11 protein-coding genes are annotated in these 19,022 nt (G+C 59.0%); 5 read left to right on the top strand and 6 right to left on the bottom strand.

The annotated features are described in order from the left end of the window. Positions 1-49 precede the first annotated feature (49 nt). Positions 50-943 (top strand): DMT family transporter, encoded by an 894-nt coding sequence (locus AEQ63_RS05600; protein WP_064362085.1) that lies wholly within the window; start codon positions 50-52, stop codon positions 941-943. On the opposite strand, the gene AEQ63_RS05605 is transcribed toward AEQ63_RS05600, so the two are convergent. Beyond that, entirely contained in the window at positions 937-1,224 is a 288-nt protein-coding gene (locus AEQ63_RS05605; protein ID WP_064362086.1) for a SelT/SelW/SelH family protein, read from the bottom strand. The genes AEQ63_RS05600 and AEQ63_RS05605 overlap by 7 nt on opposite strands. 71 nt (positions 1,225-1,295) lie before the next feature. Here AEQ63_RS05605 and AEQ63_RS05610 point away from each other — a divergent pair, with 71 nt between their 5' ends. Continuing rightward, positions 1,296-3,485: a patatin-like phospholipase family protein gene (locus tag AEQ63_RS05610; protein WP_064362087.1), complete on the top strand. Its 2,190-nt coding sequence runs from the start codon at positions 1,296-1,298 to the stop codon at positions 3,483-3,485. A gap of 128 nt (positions 3,486-3,613) precedes the next feature. On the opposite strand, the gene AEQ63_RS05615 is transcribed toward AEQ63_RS05610, so the two are convergent. From AEQ63_RS05615 to recQ, 3 genes are all read right to left on the bottom strand, one after another. Then, positions 3,614-5,410, bottom strand: coding sequence for a FimV/HubP family polar landmark protein (locus tag AEQ63_RS05615; RefSeq protein WP_064362096.1), 1,797 nt, complete (start codon positions 5,408-5,410; stop codon positions 3,614-3,616). 127 nt (positions 5,411-5,537) lie between these two features. Continuing rightward, positions 5,538-5,972 (bottom strand): MarR family transcriptional regulator, encoded by a 435-nt coding sequence (locus AEQ63_RS05620; RefSeq protein WP_016771142.1) that lies wholly within the window; start codon positions 5,970-5,972, stop codon positions 5,538-5,540. 308 nt (positions 5,973-6,280) lie between these two features. After that, positions 6,281-8,410 (bottom strand): DNA helicase RecQ, encoded by a 2,130-nt coding sequence (gene recQ, locus AEQ63_RS05625; RefSeq protein ID WP_064362088.1) that lies wholly within the window; start codon positions 8,408-8,410, stop codon positions 6,281-6,283. Positions 8,411-8,796: 386 nt separating this feature from the next. On the opposite strand from recQ, the gene AEQ63_RS05630 reads away from it, so the two are divergent. The 3 genes from AEQ63_RS05630 (at position 8,797) to AEQ63_RS28920 (ending at position 14,555) form a co-directional block, all read left to right on the top strand. After that, positions 8,797-9,384, top strand: a complete 588-nt coding sequence (locus tag AEQ63_RS05630) for a UPF0149 family protein (protein ID WP_064362089.1) — start codon at positions 8,797-8,799, stop codon at positions 9,382-9,384. A gap of 10 nt (positions 9,385-9,394) precedes the next feature. Then, complete coding sequence (locus AEQ63_RS05635) at positions 9,395-9,790, top strand: YbaN family protein (RefSeq protein ID WP_042607481.1); 396 nt, start codon at positions 9,395-9,397, stop codon at positions 9,788-9,790. 247 nt (positions 9,791-10,037) lie between these two features. Further along, complete coding sequence (locus AEQ63_RS28920) at positions 10,038-14,555, top strand: Ig-like domain-containing protein (protein WP_236705239.1); 4,518 nt, start codon at positions 10,038-10,040, stop codon at positions 14,553-14,555. Positions 14,556-14,616: 61 nt separating this feature from the next. On the opposite strand, the gene AEQ63_RS05645 is transcribed toward AEQ63_RS28920, so the two are convergent. Continuing rightward, positions 14,617-16,905, bottom strand: a complete 2,289-nt coding sequence (locus AEQ63_RS05645; protein ID WP_082367728.1) for an autotransporter family protein — start codon at positions 16,903-16,905, stop codon at positions 14,617-14,619. A gap of 178 nt (positions 16,906-17,083) precedes the next feature. Next, entirely contained in the window at positions 17,084-19,015 is a 1,932-nt protein-coding gene (locus AEQ63_RS05650) for a hypothetical protein (protein WP_064362090.1), read from the bottom strand. Between the last annotated feature and the right edge of the window lie 7 nt (positions 19,016-19,022).

Raw genomic sequence — 19,022 nt, forward strand, 5'->3', positions numbered from 1 at the left:
GCGTGGGAACGATCGATTACAGAAAATTGTGTCTGGATTAAGGATTGCAATGACTCCGCGTACCGCCCTCGGCGCCCTGCATATCGGCGCTTTGATGTTCGGCCTGACCGGTGTGTTCGGCAAACTCGCTGCCGCGTCGCCGGCGGTCATCGTGTTCGGCCGCGCCGCTTTCGCCGTGCTTGCCCTGGCCTTTTTTGCTCGATTCGCCAGCCAGAGCGGCTGGCAAAAGCTGCAAGCGGTGGACTGGCGACGCCTGGCGCTGAGCGGCGTGTTGCTGGCCGGGCACTGGGTGAGCTTTTTCGTATCGGTGAAAGTCGCCGGGGTAGCCATCGCGACCTTGGGCTTTGCCAGTTTCCCGGCGTTCACGGTGATTCTCGAAGGGCTGATCTTCCGCGAACGCATCCGCGCCAATGAAATCGTGCTGGTGGTCTTGGTCAGCGTCGGTCTGGTACTGGTGACCCCGGCGTTCGATCTGGGCAGCGGCGCGACCATCGGCTTGCTCTGGGCCGTGCTGTCCGGCCTGCTGTTTTCCCTATTATCGTTGACCAACCGCGCCAGCTCCGGGCGAATCCCGGCGGTGCAGGCAGCGTTGTGTCAGAACGTCGTCGTGGCCTTGTGTCTGTTGCCGGTCGCGGCGCCGCAGTTAAGTGCAGTGCGCGCGCTGGACTGGCTGTGGATCGCCCTGCTCGGGGTGTTCTGCCCGGGCGTGGCGCACAGCCTGTTCGTCGCCAGCCTGGCAGTGATCAAGGCGCGCACGGCGGCGGTGGTGTTCGCCATGGAGCCGGTCTACGGCATCACCATTGCCTGGCTGCTGTTCAGTGAAACCCCGACCCTGCGCATGCTCATCGGTGGCGCGCTGATCATCGTGGCGATCGTGGTGTCGGCGCGAATGTCAGGCGGCAGCGACAGGAAAACCGTCGCTGCCGAGGCAGCCTCTCACTGAATGCGATCGTTGTGGCCGAGTTCGCGGTCAGGATCGATCTGATCGCGCACCCGCTGCTTCAATACCTTGGCCTCCGGGAAACCGCCGTCGGCCTTGCGCTCCCAGATCTGCACGCCCGCGCAGGTGATGTGAAACACCCCGCCGGTGCCCGGCACCAATGACACTTTGCCCAGGTCGTCAGCGAAAGTGCTGAGCAGTTCCTGGGCCAGCCACGCCGCGCGCAGCAGCCACTGGCATTGGGTGCAGTAAGTGATGACAACTTCGGCTTTGGCAACGGTCATGATCGCTGAAACTCCTGAGACAGAGGGCGCCGCTATAATAGCCGGCTTTACCGCTTGCCCCGAGACTCACAATGCGCCGTTTGCTGTTCTGCCTGCTGCTTGGTTTCCTTCCCCTGCTGGTTCACGCCAGTGACGCGCCACGACCGAAAGTCGGCCTGGTGCTGTCCGGTGGCGCGGCGCGCGGGCTGGCGCACATCGGCGTGCTCAAGGCGCTGGAAGAACAAGGCATCAGGATCGATGCGATTGCCGGCACCAGCATGGGCGCGGTGGTCGGCGGCCTGTACGCCTCGGGTTACAAGATCGACGAGCTGGAAAAACTCGCCCTGAGCATCGACTGGCAGGCGGCACTGTCCGACGCGCCGCCGCGTGAGGACGTGCCGTTTCGGCGCAAGCAGGATGACCGCGACTTTCTGGTGAAGCAGAAACTCAGCTTTCGCGACGACGGCAGCCTCGGCCTGCCGTTGGGCGTGATTCAGGGCCAGAACCTCGCGCTGTTGCTGGAAAGCCTGCTGGCCCACACCAGCGACACCCGCGACTTCGACAAGCTGCCGATCCCGTTTCGCGCCGTGACCACCGACATCGCCAATGGCGAAAAAGTGGTGTTTCGTAAAGGTCACCTGCCGCAGGTGATCCGCGCCAGCATGTCGATCCCGGCGGTGTTCGCCCCGGTCGAGCTCGACGGGCGCCTGCTGGTCGACGGCGGCATGACCGACAACATCCCGCTGGATGTCGCACGAGAAATGGGCGTCGACATCGCCATCGTCGTCGACATCGGCACGCCGCTGCGCAACCGCAAGCAGCTGACCACGGTGGTGGATGTGCTCAACCAGTCGATCACCCTGATGACCCGGCGCAATTCCGAAGAGCAACTGGCGACTCTGCATGCCGATGACGTGTTGATTCAACCTGCGCTGGCAGCGTTTGGCGGGACCGATTTCGGCAAGGCTCAGGAGATGATCGATGCCGGCTACCGCGCCACGCGAATCCTCGACGCGCGGCTGGCGCAACTGAAGCCGGCGCAAACCCAGGACGCCGAACTCAACGCCGCCCGCCAGCCTGGTCAGCGCACGCCGATCATTACCGCAATCCGCGTCGAGAACGATTCGAAAGTCGATGATGACGTGATTCGCTATTACATCCGCCAGCCGATCGGCGAACCGCTGGATCTGGGGCGCCTGCACTCGGACATGGGCACGTTGTACGGCCTCGATTACTTCGACCAAGTGCGTTACCGCGTGGTGCACAAAGGCCAGGATCACACCCTGGTCATCAGCGCCAGCGGCAAGCGCAGCGGTACCGATTACTTGCGGGTCGGCCTCAATCTGTCGGACGACATGCGCGGCGACAGTGCTTTCAACCTCGGCGCCAGTTACCGCGTCAACGGCATCAATCGCCTCGGCGCGGAATGGCTGACCCGCGCGCAGATCGGCGACAAACAGGAGCTGTACAGCGAGTTCTATCAGCCGCTGGACGTCGGCTCGCGCTACTTCGTCGCGCCCTACGCGTCGTTCGAGGCGCAGAACGTTGACTCGGTGCTGGATAACGATCCGATCGCGCAGTATCGCGTCGAGCGTTACGGTTTCGGCCTCAACCTCGGCCGGCAGATCGGCAACAACGGCGAAGTGCGCTTCGGTGTCGGCCAGGCCTGGGGCAAGGCTGACGTGCGCATCGGTGATCAGGATCTGCCGAGCGAGAGCTTCAACGAAGGTTTCTATACCGTGAAGTATTCCTACGACTCGCTGGACAACGTGTACTTTCCGCACGAGGGCAAGGACGTCAGCCTGACGTTCGCCCAGTTCGAGCCAGGTCTGGGTTCAGACAACCGCTATCGCCAATGGGAAGCGAAGTTCGACAAGGCCATGAGCCACGGTCCCGACACACTGATTCTGGGCGGGCGCTATGGCCGCACACTGGACGATGCCAACGTAGTCACTTCAAGCTTCCTGCTCGGCGGCGCGCGGCAGTTGTCGGGGTTTCGTGAGGACGCGCTGTCCGGGCAGAACGTCAGCCTGATGCGCGCTGTGTATTACCGGCGCCTGACACCACGCTCCTATCTGCCATTGGACTTCCCGCTGTACGCCGGCGCTTCACTGGAACGCGGTCGGGCGTGGAACAACGACAATGAGTTCGACAGCGGCTACATCAATGCCGCGAGTGTGTTCATCGGCTTCGATACGCCGCTGGGGCCGTTGAATTTCACTTATGGGTTGAATGATGCGGATGAGCAGGCGGTTTATCTGAATCTGGGGCAGACGTTCTGACCTGAAACCGGCGTTGGCCGATCTGACGCCTTAGAGAGCAGGCTCGCTCCCACAGGTACAGCGAATTTCATTGTGGGAGCGAGCCTGCTCGCGAAAGCGCTCTTGGATGAACCGGTATTCGTCGACACTCAGCGAATCCCTGCCAACAACGTCCGTGCTGTCTGCTTCAACGGTTCATCCCCTTCCTTGAGCAATTCATTGAGCAGCGCGATCGCACTGTCGATGTCGCCGTCGTCGATGCAGGTTTGCGCCTGTTCGAGCTTGCCGGCGGCCTCCGTTTCGCTGGACTCGGGCAATTGCAGATCCAGAGGCTGCAACACCAGTGACGGCTCGGGATCGCCGAACTCGTTGAGGAAGTCATCGTCGAGCGGCTGAGCGTCGGGTTCGGGAATCCATTCAAGCTCGGCTTCTTCGGCAGACGCAGCCTGTGGCAGTTCGAAATCGACCGGCAGCACTGACAGGCTGGTGCCCAGCTGCGGATCATCGATCGGCGGTGCTGCGGAATCAGTGCGGCTGTCGTTGAGATCCCAGTTCGAATCCATCGACAGCTCGCCCAGATTCAATTCGAAATCATCCTCGGGAGCGCTGAGCGTCGACGCGAGCGGCGCGGCCAGAATCGCTGCCGGGGCCGCGGGCAGCTCGGGCGCGTTTACCGTTGCTGCAAACGCCGCCGGTGCAACGCCTGCCAGTTTTGGGTGGCGAGCGCGGGCTTCAACCAGTGCGTGATCATCAACGCCGAGCGCGCGCAGATGGTTTTCCTGCTGCTCAAAAGCGGCGCTGTCACCCTGCCGCCCCAGTACTTCAAGGAGCTGCAAACCAAGATCGGTACGCTCGGGTTCCTTGTGCAACGCATCACGCAGCAACCCCGCAGCTTCGCTGAGTCGGCCGTAGGCCAGATAGATCCCCACGGCCTCCAGCACGTCGCCGGCAGCGGGTTCGTCGCGATGATCGGCGGCCGCGTGCGAACCAACGGCATGTTGCAGTTCGGGTTCATCGACGTCGTCGGCACTCACAGGCAACAGCGGCAGCGGCGTGCCATCGACGGTCGAACGCTGCTGACGGCGGCGTATGAACAAAGCGGCCAGCGCGCCCAGCAGCACTATCAGCCCGCCGAGCAGTGGCCAGTTCAGGCCGTCGTCGGTTGACTCGACCGGGGCTGAAACAGGGGTCGGGGCCGGCGCGACCACCGGCGGCGGCGCTTTCTGCAATTCGGCCAGACGGGTTTGCAAATCTTCCACCTGCTTCCTGCCGTCGGCTATTTGCACTTGCTGTTCTTGCAGTCTGAGGTTCTGTTCGTCGAGGGTCTTTTGCAGTTGCTGGGTCAGCAGCACGCTGGCCGCCAATTGTTCGGCCTGCGCGTCATTCGCAGGCGCGGCCGGCGCTGGCGGCAAGGACGCCTCAGCACGTTTGCCCTGAGGCGCCTGGGCAGTTGCGGTGACAGGCTCGACGGTCGGAAAGGCGGAGGATTGCGGGCGCGGATCCGGCTCGTCGATGGCCGGCACGATGCCCGGCGAACCCGGCGGGTCGATCAGCACCGTGTATTCACGCAGCAGACGGCCGTTGGGCTGATCGAGCTGCACGAGGAAATTCAGGAAGGGTTCGTTGACCGGTTTGCCCGACGTCACCCGGATCATCTGGCGATTGCCACGCAGGATCGGGGTGAACTTGAGGTCGTTGAGAAAGAACACCCGCTCGACGCCGGCGCGGCCGAATTCATCCGCCGAGGCCAGGCTGGCCGAGAGATCGTTTTGCGTCAACGTGCCGACATCGACCAGTGCGATGTCGGCCTTGAACGGCTGATTGAGGGCTGAGTGAACAGTGATTTCGCCCAACCCCAATGCCATCGACCAGGTCGAGTAGCTGAATACACCGGCAGCGAGCAGCCATTTGGCGCCCCCGCGCAGCATGTGCCGACTTGCGAGCATGAGCATCCCTTAAATAAGCAAAACCGGTTTCTATGCGTTCGCACATCCGGTACGAACACGATATTGCCCAGTAGTTCTTATAGTCGGCTCAGCGCGATCTCTCAAAAAATCGCCGTCGGGATGTGCCTCAAGATTTTTCCAGATTGGCCAGAATGTGCCCGTGAACGCGCATGCACACCTTCAAATCCGCCTCGTCGACGCCTTCGAACAATTCGTGGCGCAGTTGTGTGGCAATGGTTTCGATTTGTTCGATCAGCGGCAGCGCAGGTGCGCAGAGAACGATTTTTTTCGCCCGACGGTCTTCCATCACCGACTGGCGTTGCACCAGTCCCTGGTTTTCCAGACTATCGAGCAAGCGCGCCAGAGTCGGGCCTTCGACGCCGACACTCTGCGCCAGTTCGCGCTGGGTCGGCGCTTCTTCAAAGCGCGCCAGATGCAGCAATACCAGCCAGCGTGCCTGCGACAGGCCCAGCCCGGCGAGGCGGCGATCCAGTTCGGCACGCCAGCCACGGGACATCTGGGCCAGTTGCATACCAAAGCGATGTTGATCGGTTAACGGCATAAAACACTCACGGTCAGACTGAAAATACGGAAAATCTAATTATTAGTCAGCTAAGCATGGGTGGCAGTTATAGGCAAGAGTCGCTCTGTACTGAATCGTTACAACTGCGCAAAGATCAAAAGCCCCTCACCCTAGCCCTTTCCCAGAGGGAGAGGGAACTGAGTGGGGGATGCTTTTGAGATTCGCCAACGTCAAAGCGCTGTGCTGAATCCATAATCGACTCGATTTTGCGGGTCGACATATGACACCAGACCCCTCACCCCAGCCCTCTCCTCGGGGAGAGGGCTGGGGTGAGGGGTCGGGCCAGATTACATCTCGAATTCAGACTGCAACGCCGCCCGCACACAATAAAGCACGCCTTCAGGAACTCGCCCGGCGAACAATTCGGCGACTTCGGCGACGGACGGCAACTCGCCCTCGCCATCGAGAAACGCGTCCTGCACTTCACCCATCAACTCCTCAGGCAAGTCCAGCGCTTGCTCCAGCGACAATTGCTGCTTGCCGATGGCTTCGGCGAGCATCGCGTAGACGTTCTTCTCCGAGCACTGCAGCTGCCCGGCGATCTGCAGCGGCGTCATGCCGGCGCGGGCCAGGGTGATCAGCTCGTGACGGACATCGGCCACCACCTTCGGCGCCTCGGCCTCGCCGCCGAGCACCTCGAGGAACGCTTCGCCATAACGTTCCAGCTTGCGTGCGCCGACGCCGCTGACCCGGGCCATTTCCGCCAGCGAGGTCGGCTGGCTGCGGAGCATTTCCAAAAGCGTGGAGTCGGGAAAGATGACGTACGGCGGTACGCCGTGTTCTTCGGCGAGCTTGCGCCGTAGTGCGCGCAAGGCTTCCCACTGTTCGCGCTCCTCGCCGCGCACCAGTTGGCTGGCCTGGCTCTTGCTGCCGGTCTTGGCGGTGACTTGCGGTTTCAGGTCGCGGCGCAGCTCCAGTTTCACTTCGCCTTTGAGCAATGGTCGGCAACTGTCATTCAAGCGCAGACCGCCATACCCCTCGTGATCGACATCAGCCAGCCCGCGCGCCACCAACTGGCGGAACAGGGAACGCCATTCGCTCTCGCTCAACGCCTTGCCAACGCCAAACACCGACAAATGCTGATGGCCGAAGCTGCGCACCTTTTCGTTGTCCTTGCCCAGCAACACGTCGACCAGATGACCGACGCCATATCGCTGACCGGTGCGGAAAATCGCCGACAAGGCCTGGCGCGCTGGCTCTGTTGCATCCCACGTCTGCACACCGTCGACACAGTTGTCGCAATGGCCGCACGGCTCGGGCATGTCCTCATCGAAATAGGCCAGCAACGCCTGACGCCGGCAGCGGGTCTCTTCACACAGCGAGAGCATGGCGTCGAGCTTGTGCTGCTCCAGACGTTTATGCCGTTCGTCGCCTTCGGAGTTCTGCAGCATTTGCTTGAGCATCACCACGTCTTGCAGACCGTAGGCCATCCACGCATCCGCCGGCAGACCATCACGGCCGCCACGCCCGGTTTCCTGGTAATACGCCTCAAGGGATTTCGGCAGATCGAGGTGCGCGACAAAGCGCACGTTGGGTTTGTCGATGCCCATGCCGAACGCCACTGTGGCGACCATGATCAGCCCTTCCTCATTGAGGAAGCGCTTCTGGTGATAGGCGCGCAGATCGTTGGGCAGACCGGCGTGGTACGGCAGCGCCGGGAAGCCCTGTTCGCTAAGGAACGCCGCGACCTCCTCGACCTTTTTGCGCGACAGGCAATACACGATGCCGGCGTCGCTGCGCCGTTCGGCGAGGAACGCCAGCAACTGTTTGCGCGGCTGCTCCTTCGGGACGATGCGGTAGAAAATATTCGGACGGTCGAAGCTCGACAGGAAGCGTTCGGCGTTCTGCAGGTGCAGGCGATCGACGATCTCTTCACGGGTGCGCTTGTCGGCGGTCGCGGTGAGGGCAATGCGCGGAACGTGGGGGAACAGCTCTGCCAACTGGCCCAGTTGCAGGTATTCGCGGCGGAAATCGTGGCCCCATTGCGACACGCAATGCGCTTCGTCGATGGCGAACAGGGCAATTTCCAGGCTTTGCAGGAACGCCAGCATGCGCGGCTGCACCAGGCGTTCAGGGGCGAGATAGAGCATTTTCACTTCGCCGCGCTTGATCCGCAGGGCGAGATCACGCTGTTGCTCGGCGCTCAGCGTGGAGTTCAGAGCAGCAGCGGCGACGCCCAGCTCTTCAAGGGTTGCGACCTGATCGTCCATCAGTGCGATCAACGGCGATACCACTACGGCCAGGCCTTCGCGCAGCAGCGCCGGTACCTGAAAGCACAACGACTTGCCGCCACCGGTAGGCATCAGCACCAGCGCATCACCGCCGCTGGCCACGCGCTCAATGATCGCACCCTGACGGCCACGGAAACTGTCGTAGCCGAAGATGTCCTTGAGGACGCGTTGAGCCTGTTCGAGCATAAAAACTCCAAAAATCTACCGATACATCCCTGCTCAGGCTGGTTCAGAGCAGCCTCGGCTGCTTAAACAAAACGTAAGAACACATTGCATGACCAGCGCAGCGCCGGCAGGGATCGCAAAACGCGGCAGTATACCCGAGGCCTTCGCCGCAGAGGGTGCCGCTGAGAAGACATCGCCCGACTTGCAACATATGCCCCCTGTAGGAGTGAGCCTGCTCGCGATCGCGTCAGCACATCGGACATTGAAGTGACTGGTATACCGCATCGCGAGCAGGCTCACTCCTACAGGGTTTTGTGTTGCGACCGGCAAATCTGCCAAGCGGCTGGCTAGAGCGCGCAAGAAGGCCTAGAATTCCCGCATTGTTTATTCCCCAAGGTAGCCCCGTAATGACCTACGCTGAGCAACTGCCCCGCCTGCAAGTCTTCCTCGACGCCGACGAGCTGCACGAAGAGGCGCTGGATTACGTCGCCGCCCACGGTTACCTGACCGCACTGTCGATCTGCTCCGAAGACGTCCCCGAGCGCGAGTGGATCGATGCGCTGTTCGCCGAAGAGCCGCATTACAGCGACGAAGCCCAGCGTGCCGAAATCGAAGCCACGCTGATCGGTCTCAAGGCCCACATCGCTCGTCAACTGGCCTCGGATGAAGAATTCGAATTGCCGTGCGAACTGGATCTGGGCGAAGAGCCGGACGATTCCGAACTGCGCGGCTGGTGCATCGGCTTCATGGAAGGCGTGTTCCTGCGCGAAGCGGCCTGGTTCGAAACCGCCGAAGAAGAAGTCAGCGAGATGCTCCTGCCGATCATGGTCGGTTCCGGCCTGTTCGACGAACAACCGGAGTTTGAAGACATCGCCAAGGATGCCAACCTGATGGACGACATGATCGTTCAGATTCCGGAAGCCCTGACCGCGCTGTACCTGCTGTGCCAGGCGCCCGACGAAAAACCGGCGATCCTCAAGCCACGCCACCACTAAGACCTGGCCTATGGACAACCCCATAGGCAACCGCCCCCTGATGTTGCGTTACGTCCTGCTGGCCATCGGCTGGCTCAGCGTGGCATTGGGGGTGATCGGCATTTTCCTGCCGGTCCTGCCCACCACCCCCTTCCTCCTGCTCGCCGCGGCCTGCTTCGCGCGCAGCTCTCCGCGCTTCTATCGCTGGCTGGTCGAACATCCACGGCTGGGTCCATGGATTCGCGACTACCTCGAAGGCAACGGCATTCCACTCAAAGGCAAGGTCTACGCGATCGGGCTGATGTGGGTGAGCATTCTGTTTTCTTGTTATCTGGTGCCGCTGGTCTGGGCGCGGGGCTTCATGTTGACCAGTGCGGTGCTGGTGACGGTTTATATCTTGCGGCAGAAGACGCTGCACAAGCCTTGAACCGTGTTTGAACGAGAGCGAAACAGGGCACCCCGTTAATACCACTCGTCGGATACCCCCATCCACCTGTCAGATCTGACAGGTGCGCTAACCCGTCAATGCAGGTTCAATCACTCCATCACCCGGCTGGAGTGCATTCCCGTGTCGTTAACCATCTCAAGCCTGAATCTCACCTGATTCTCACCGAGTCCGACTGCACCGGTCGTCACCAGAAAACGCCTGAATTCGCTTACAGAGGACTTGCCTGATGCCTTCTCACAAGAACTTCCGCTTCCCCCCCCTCACCGAAGGCTCTAACACACTGGCGCTGCGCCCCCTGCTGATTCCGGGGATGGTCGAGCCGGTGCAGGACGGCGATGGCGGGATCAGTATCCAGGTAGCCACCGACGACCCCGATGGCGTGCTGTGCGTCATCAATCCTTATCTGGGCCTCATGAGCGAGAGGGACAGGCTGGATATCTGGTGGAACAACGAGAAAGTGCTCGAACGCTTCGTGATGGCCGACGAGGTCAATCAGCGGGTGTTCTTCTACTTGCCGACGCCTGAAAAGTCCGGCTGGGTCGAAAATTGCCATTATGTGCTGACCCGAGTGGGTGAAACCGAAGCAGACCCGCCGTCGGCATCCTTGCGGGTGCTGATCAAACTGTACAGGCCGGGGAACTTTGACAGGGAACCTAATAATGACGACGGTCACTCAGAGTTGAACATCGTGCAACTGCCGCCCGAGCTGGTCGAACAGGGCGTCATAGACGCCGAATGGGCCAAAAAGGGCGTGCTGGCGACGGTCCCTCATTATGTGTACTGCACGCGCAACGACAAGGTCCGTTTACAGCTGGGCGAATACCGGCTTCCGGCGCACCGCATCACGCCGGAGCAAGCCGAAGGTCTGCAGCCGATCGAGATCCACATTGATCAGGACGCCATTCTCGGCGCCGGCGACGGGCTCAAACGGGAAATCAGGTACGACATCAATGACGAAGTCTGGAACTGGGCCGACCGCCCCTCCAAACGCACCTACATCGACGTAGACGCCGGGGGCTGGCGCCTGGATTCACCGATCATCAAGGAAGCCGTCAACGGCTTCATTATCATCAGGGATTTGAACAAGCAGCCGGTGACTATTCAGATCTTTGTCAGCAGCCAGTACTTCAGCTTGGGCGACAGCGTGAAAATGACCTTCATCGGCACACCGCCGGATAACGGTGAACCGATCATCTGCAGTGAAACCCGGGACATCGACAACATCCCTTCCGTGCTGGAAATCAACGTGCCCTATGAGTTGATCAGGGCCATCGCCCAAGGGCGCGCCGATGCGTCTTACATTCTCTACAAAAAAAACGGGGACGACCCGCTGTCTTCAAAGCGTGCCTTTGCAATGGTACAGGGCGACGTCAACATGCTCCCCGAGCCAAACATTCGTGAGCTGATCGGCGATACCCTCGAACCGGACGAGCCTTACGCTACGGTCGACGTGCGCTACGCGATGAAAAATGGCGACCTGATCTGCCTGAGGTGGTCTGGCATCAAGTCCGATGGCGACACCTATCTGCATGAGGTTTCCCATATCGTCAGCGCCAACGAAGCCAAGGACGGGCTGGTGACGTTCTACATCGACGCGGAGCACATCAAAGTGCTTGAAAACGGCACGCTCGACCTGTTCTACGTGGTGGCAAACGATGCACCTGGCCTCCTCGACATAAGAGAGTCGGAGCGGCTGCTGGCCAGGATTGAAAAGGTCCGCGCGACGCTGCCGGCCCCCGAAGTCGAAGAGGCCGATCCGCCGGGGGATGTGCTGGACCCGTCCAAGGTGTTCGATAAGGTGCATGTGTATATCAGCGAGGCGAAGACCCTCAGGGGCGATATTCTTACGTATTACTGGCGCAGTCCCAATCCCTTCGCCAGCACCAGCGACTGGTTGCCCATCACCACAGTGACTGAAGGTCAACCTGTACGTTTTCAGGTGGACGCTGAATTCGTGACGCCCAACATTGGCCAGTATGTGAAAGTGCGCTACTCGGTGTTGCGGGCGTCGAACAAACAATACGAGCACTCGGCCACGCTCAATTTGCTCATAGGCGAACTCGTCGGCGAATTGCCGCCGCCCGAGGTGGTACAGGCACCCGACAAGACGCTCAACCCAATGGATGGGTTGAATGGCGTAGACATCAACGCCAGTTACTCCAGCATGAACCCGGACCGGGACAAGATCCGTTTAAAGTGGTTAGGAGCGCCCGGCGCGGGAACCTCTGATGATCTGGAGCTGCCGGGCAGTCCCACTGGCACCGTGCAATTCCATTTACCCGCTTCAGTGGTTGGCGCCAATATTGCGAAAACGGTGTCGGTTGAATACGAAGTAACCCGCTATACCCTCACAACGCCCTCGCAAATGCTCGACCTGTATGTTTCAGACTTCCAGGACCCAGAAAACGAACTGCCCCACCCGCATGTGCCTCAGGCACAGAACAACGTCCTGGATCTGATGACATTCAGCGGCGATGCAAAAGCTGTCCTCACTATATGGCCGTACATTGCACTGAAACAGCGCCTCTGGTTCTACCTGACAGGACAAACAAGTTCAGGCGCGTCCCATACGATCCCGCTAATCACCGGCCAGGAAATAACCCCGACCCAAGTCAGCAGCGGACTCAACGAAAGCTTGCTCAGAAGCGATCTGATGAAACTGGGCCACTCCACGCCCGCCAGGGTGATTTGCAAAGTGGCATTCGATGGCAGTGAAAACGAGGACACTGCCTGCGTATTTCCACAGTTGCCCCTGACCATCAGAACCCGCTACGACTACGTGCAACCGGTCATCACCGGTGTGACAGACTCGCGGGGCGAGGTGGAAGAAGGCGGCAAAACCCGTGACGAAAAAGTCACCGTCACCGGCACGGCCACGCGTGGCGAAACGGTTGAGCTGTTCGATGGAACGACGACATCAATGGGTACGGCGCCAGTGGACGCCGACAGCACCTGGAGCTGCGAGATCGGCCCATTGACCGAGAAGTCTTACCGCATCAGCGCCAAGGCTCTTTATGACGCCGACCCGGTGTCCAGCGAGCCGCGAACATTCACCGTGAAATTCGCACAGACCCCGGAAATTCTTGCGGTCAGCGATTCACGGGGGGACGTTGCCCATGGGGCAACGACCTATGACAACAGCGTGCTGGTGGCCGGCAGCGCGACGCCAAACCTGCAGGTCAAACTGCTGGAGAACAAACAGCCGCTCATTACCCTTGACGTCGACGATAAGGGTGACTGGAACCACCGCCTCAACGATCTGCAAGTTCGCAGCTACAGCCTCACTGCCGAGGCGTTGTACGAGATTGACCCTGCGACCAGTCCGCCGCGGGATTTCGTCGTGGCGCAAGCGGTCACACCGACGATCTCCCGTGTGAGTGACCTGCGCGGTGAAGTCGCCGCCAATGGTACGACCTACTACCGGACCGTCACCCTGACAGGCAAGGCCAGTCCAAACGAAAAGATCATTCTGCTCAATGCCGGTGCGGCCGTCGAAACGGTGAGTGTCAACAACAGCGGCGATTGGCAATATGTTTTCAGCAGCCTGAACCTGAGCACTTACCGCCTGACCGCGCGAGGCGATTACGGCAGCAATCCGGAGTCCAGCCCCCCTCGGGTCTTTACAGTTGCAGCCTTTATTTCACCGACGATTACCGCGGTCACCGACTCGGTCGGCACGGTGGGACCGAACGAAACGACCTATGACACCTCAGTTACCGTCAAGGGCGAAGCCACCCCGCGCGAGCAGATCCAGATGTACGACAATGGCGCCCCCGTTGGTACGCCGGTCACCGTCAATGCCGATAAACAATGGACAACGTCTGTCACCGGTCTGGCCATCCGCTCGCACAGCCTGACTGCCTTGGCCATGTATGACGTGGTTCCGGTAGAGAGCCCGGCGAGAGCCTTTAACGTCGCCGCCCACATCGCGCCGACGCTGACGTCTGTGCATGACGGCATCAGTGAAATAGGCAATGGCGGGCAAACCAAAAGCACTTCGGTGACCCTGCGCGGTACGGTCACACCGAATCGTCAGGTCCAGATTTACGACAACAACAACCCAAGGCACACGGTGACTGCCGTGGGCAGCGCCTGGAACACTACCTTGTCGGTTGGTTTGGGCGGGCATTCGCTGAGAGTAAAAGCGTTGAGTACCGGGCAGGATTCAAATACGCGAACCTTCACTGTGATCTCACCGATTCCGCCGTTGCATTTCAACACGGGCAGCGTGACATTGAGTGGCAGGTGTTACCTCATACCTGACTGGGCTGCATATCCAAACTTCGGTCCTGGCACATATGTACAGCACACGGCAAGCGGCGGAGTTCTTCCCTATCGTTACACGTCGAGTAACAACAACGTCGCCGCGGTAGACGGTTCAGGGTTGGTGACTGTCAGAGGTAATGGAGACGCAACAATCACTGTCATCGACAACGCAAGCCAGTCCAAAAGCTACAACGTTCATGTCACAGGGGTGAAATTCGTTGTGGGACTGGACGGTGGAAACTGGCACACGATCAGAGACAGGGCAGCAGGCCGAGGAAAGCGATTACCATCAATGGGTGAGTTGCGGGAAATCCATAACGCTTGGGGTGGTCGTTGGCCGATGGGTGACTATTGGTACTGGGCCGCTGACTCCGCAGGTGGCTGGCCAGCTCGGTACTGGTTAAAAAACCTGGTCAATGGTGCAGAAGCGCACGTTCAGTACTACGGATCCGGCTTGGGAGTGGGCATTGACCCTTAGGGATAAAAAAACGCCCCAGAAATCGTGGGGCGCCTTCACTTGGGGTCATCCCGATGGCTCTTTACCAAAAATACCGTAACCCCAGATTCACCCCGTAAGGCTGCTCAATATGCTCCCCTTTGGCATAGTCCAGATCGACATGCATCTGCCACCGCTCGGACATCGCCACAGCCACCCCTGCCCCAAACTCCGCCCGGGAGCCTGACAAATCGTTGTTGAACACGTTGTTGTTGACCTTCACTTCGTTGTTCGAAGCGAACTCGTGAGCAATCGCCGCACGTACATAAGGCTGGGCAACAGCGCCGTCGGCGAAACCGAAGTTTCGCCCCACCGTGGCCCCGGCCTTGCCGAGCAGTGAGCGCATGCGATCGCCGTCGGCGTCCATGTCGTTGTCCAGCGTGTAGTGTTGGCCCTGGATCTGCACGGCCGACAGTTGCGCGAACGGTTCGACGAAGTAGTTGTCGGCCAGTTTGATATGCCGACCGAACTCGGCGGAACCGCCTACACCCCAGTTGTCGTAATCGCCTTTGGTGCGGCTGCCATCGCTCAGGTTGACTTTGGACTCGTTACGAAACCGGTTGAACTTGAGCACGCCGTCGAAGTAGTAACCGGTGTCACTGTCGAGCCACGTGACATAGGGACCGACGTAGTAACTTTTCACCGTACCCGAGGTTCCGCGATTCAGATCCAGATCGGATTCGCTCGTGCCGGCGAGCACCCCGACCAGCACCTGGCTTTCGCCCACCCGCGCATCGGCGCCGAGGGAGAATCCCTGTTGTGTTTGCTGATAACCGACACCTGACCCATCAGCGACGTCGTGTCTGTTGCTGTAAACACGACTCCACCCTCCGCCCTCGCCACCGTTCAAACGCAACTCACCCATACGGCTGCGCAACGACGACAGCTCGCCATACCAGACGGTTGGCGCAGTGTTGAACAAGGCGAGTACCGAGCGCGCGCCAGGACTGATGACTTCGGTGGTCGGGTCGAGAAACCACTCCTTCGCTCCCCCCCCGATTTCCCGGCTGGCCAGAGCGTAAGACCAGGTGCCGACGTCAACCCTCTGCTCGCCGGCCAGAGCAAAATTCGCAGCGTCGGTGGTGCCGGTACGTACCAGCGTCAACTGCTGCGGCGAGGCTGCATTCAGACCAGAGGCCGCGACAGCCAGGGCGAAGTCGCCCGAGGAAGCCCCGGCGACATTGAGAAAGTCATGCTCACCGCTGGCGAAATCGCCCTTCATCGCAAAGGTCCCATTGCCGGAAAGTGAGCCGACATTGAGCGTGTAATACGTACCGGGGGCGTCCTGGGCGCCAAAGGTGACAGTGCCACCGTTCATGCCCAGTGCACCGATCGAATCATTGCCGGTCAGTGTCCAATTGGAATTGCTGTTGACGTTCACGCTGTCGACCTGATCGAGACGACCGGTGAACTGCGAATGATTTTCCAATGTGACACCCGCCGTTGAGCTGCCATCGACGATGACATCACCTACCATGTGGCCGTGATTGAAAGTCAGATTGGCGAGGCTGTTATCGGTGACATTGATGTTGCCTTCCAACGTACTGTCAGCCACCGTCATCGTTGCGGTGGAAGCGCCTTGCACATCAAGGAGTACGCCGTTGCCGGCAAGCAAGCGCGTGAAATTCAGCACGTTGATCTGTGCCACAACCCCGCCATTGGCAAGGATGGCTGCACCCGCCACCCCTCGTACCTCAACGTTGTCCAGCGACACATTGGCACCGTTGCCGATGCCCTCGCCGTCGGGACGCAGGCGAATGCCGTTCATGCCTCCGGTCATGCTGCCGCCCTTGGCCCTGACCTCTGCACCGAACGAATTCAAACCAAAGCTGTTTGCTCCCGTACCGGTCAGATGCGTATCAGTCAATTGGATATCAGCGCCGCCACCGGTTTCGATTCCGGACGTCTGCCCGGTAATCCGGCTGCCGCTGATCACGGCAGTCGAACCTGTGGTCGTACCCGTCGCCCGGGCGATCGACATCCCCATTCGGGTACCGGTCACAATGGCGTCGCTCACATCGGCACGGGCATTGACGAGGGTAATCCCCGCGTTGCCCGAACGCCCGGCATAAGTCCCCCCCACCACATTCAATTGCGACCCGGTGGTGATCAAGACTTCATAGGTATTCGCAGCATTGGCGTTCAATACACCACCATCGCGGGCGCGATAGTTGTCTTGTTCGGTTGTGCTATCAATGGTCAATGTTTGACCCGCTTCGATGGAAGTGAGGGCAAAGGCCAGCGGGCTTGAGGAGAGGACTGGCGCCAGGGCGAACCAAGCCAGTTTTGTTTTTGATGCCTTCAATGGATAAAGAACCGTACAGATACCCATATGTACTCCTTCGACATTTAGCGGATGTATTTCAACAAAAGTAGTTTCGTCCGCACGCACCGTACAGACATTACTTACCTCGTTCTGTAGGAAAGTTCCCTTTCTTCGATGGATATTTTTACCGTGCATGTCAAATAAAAGAAGGCGGGGATGTGTCCCCGCCTGCATTGACCGTTAATTAGGCATCGTTAGTTCCGGGACAGAATGTCCCTATATTATCAACCACAACCACTCTGACGTCGTGATCCGCGGAGTCATGAGTACGGCCATCAATCTCCGTTGTATATGAAATGACTCCGCGTCCGTCCCTGATAGGTCTGAGGGCAGCATTGAAGGGCAGGTAAACTTCAAAGCCCGCCGTATGTTCATTGCCCTGCAACGTCTTGCTGAACGTATAATCGGGAATATCATCCCCTCCTGAAAGCGGGGTTCCTTTCCATACGAAGTCCAGTTTCAAATCAGCAACAAGTGACCCGCCTCCCGCGACACGCACAACTGCGGCCTTACCTATCACAGGAATATCGCGTAGAGAAGAACAGTTCAGATACACCAAATTACCCGGATTCGTATAAAGATTCTGAATAACGGGCTCTGGCAATGTCACTGCAATAACATAAGCATCTACCGGAGTCGGCAATGATGGATTCGCGTTGCTGCCATTTGCCGGATTGGTGATGATGTAGCGGGCTGTCTTTATCCCGTTTTTTGCGGCCACAAAAACCTCAGACGGTAGCTTGAATGGAATCTTGAAATCATCGGCCTCATCGCCGACGACCTCATAACGACCTTCTGGAGGCGAAACTATTTTACCGTCGTACATCAAATCGAAAATATCACCGGGATCCAATGTCGTGAGATCAGGAATAGTCAAGTCAATGTCGATCAAGCTGCCAACATCATCCACCACCAAAGTGTTATCGCCTGTGGAACCCTTGACGACCAAAGCAACCAGGTTCGGATTACCTTTGTCCGGATCAGGCTCAGGATTGGTTGGACCAGGGATCGACAGATCGACATTGATGGTCGCCCCTGTCGCTTCCGGAAACGGGTTGCCGTTTCGAATGATCGCGTAATTCACCATCACATCCTTCGGACCATCACCGCCTTCTGCGGCGTCCCTGAACGGTACGTCGACAATGACCGGAGCGGTGCCATCAGTCGGCTTGTCGGGTTGCAACTTTCCGTTGAAGGTGACTCGGGCCACATCGTTCGGCTGACCATTAGCGAATGCAGGAATGACCACGGCGACATCAGGGTAGGCATCTTTCAAGTCGACAACACCATCGGCGTTTTCCGGCACCTCAGGGGGTAGCAACCCGCTGGGTGCCGGTGTCAGCCGAACATCAAAATGAAAAGGGTCGGAAGAAGGCCCGACGTTACCGACGCGATCTGCATATTTGCAGTAAAAGATAAACAGTCCTTCTCCCAACGTTTCGATATGGGTCTTCTTGATAAACAGTTCAATTGGCGCACTCGAATCTTCATCGACAATAAAAGTGTCCACGGGTGCCGCTGGATCACTTTTCCCATAGTACGCCGTATAGATATCCCCCTGTTTGACATCGTCAGGCACCGGGATGATCATCTTTATATCACCCAGCGCATCAAGAATTTCTCGGGTCAACACGCCATCAATGATTTCGTCGGGCGGTGCCGCTTTACCTCCAGGTGCACCATGATTAGGTGCGACAATGTCGATGAAGAACTCAGAGGTATCAGAAGTATTTTTGTTGCCACCGTAATCCACTATATAAGTCAAGCGAAAAGGACCTGGCGTTGCGGTTTCCTTTGCAGGCAAAATCATTTCGAAAGTTGCAGGCGGGGGGATGGGAACCACTATCCACTCCGTAACCACTACTGAGTCTTTCTGCAATGCGATATATGTGTCACCTTGGGTTGACCCCGGCGGCACTACCATGGAGGTAATTATCACCTTGCAGTCTGTGCCCTGACGCGCCGCCTGAAGTTTCTTGACATTGTCACCCGGCAGGGGCGGGAGCAAGTCTTCAACTTCAGGAGGAGTACCCGAACGGGTACTCAGGGCTTGACGCAAATCAAAAACTTTTTTACGGGCAGCCTCTGCCTTGGACAGTACTTTCAAGTTACTCATTGTAAGC

The sequence above is a fragment of the Pseudomonas sp. RIT-PI-o genome, assembly GCF_001297215.1.
GTDB lineage: Bacteria > Pseudomonadota > Gammaproteobacteria > Pseudomonadales > Pseudomonadaceae > Aquipseudomonas > Aquipseudomonas moraviensis_A.

Excerpts from the sequence above, each read along its gene's own strand:
- AEQ63_RS05600 (WP_064362085.1), top strand. The coding sequence starts at position 50 with ATGACTCCGCGTACCGCCCTCGGCGCCCTGCATATCGGCGCTTTGATG.
- AEQ63_RS05605 (WP_064362086.1), bottom strand. The coding sequence starts at position 1,224 with ATGACCGTTGCCAAAGCCGAAGTTGTCATCACTTACTGCACCCAATGC.
- AEQ63_RS05610 (WP_064362087.1), top strand. The coding sequence starts at position 1,296 with ATGCGCCGTTTGCTGTTCTGCCTGCTGCTTGGTTTCCTTCCCCTGCTG.
- AEQ63_RS05615 (WP_064362096.1), bottom strand. The coding sequence starts at position 5,410 with ATGCTCGCAAGTCGGCACATGCTGCGCGGGGGCGCCAAATGGCTGCTC.
- AEQ63_RS05620 (WP_016771142.1), bottom strand. The coding sequence starts at position 5,972 with ATGCCGTTAACCGATCAACATCGCTTTGGTATGCAACTGGCCCAGATG.
- recQ (WP_064362088.1), bottom strand. The coding sequence starts at position 8,410 with ATGCTCGAACAGGCTCAACGCGTCCTCAAGGACATCTTCGGCTACGAC.
- AEQ63_RS05630 (WP_064362089.1), top strand. The coding sequence starts at position 8,797 with ATGACCTACGCTGAGCAACTGCCCCGCCTGCAAGTCTTCCTCGACGCC.
- AEQ63_RS05635 (WP_042607481.1), top strand. The coding sequence starts at position 9,395 with ATGGACAACCCCATAGGCAACCGCCCCCTGATGTTGCGTTACGTCCTG.
- AEQ63_RS28920 (WP_236705239.1), top strand. The coding sequence starts at position 10,038 with ATGCCTTCTCACAAGAACTTCCGCTTCCCCCCCCTCACCGAAGGCTCT.
- AEQ63_RS05645 (WP_082367728.1), bottom strand. The coding sequence starts at position 16,905 with ATGGGTATCTGTACGGTTCTTTATCCATTGAAGGCATCAAAAACAAAA.
- AEQ63_RS05650 (WP_064362090.1), bottom strand. The coding sequence starts at position 19,015 with ATGAGTAACTTGAAAGTACTGTCCAAGGCAGAGGCTGCCCGTAAAAAA.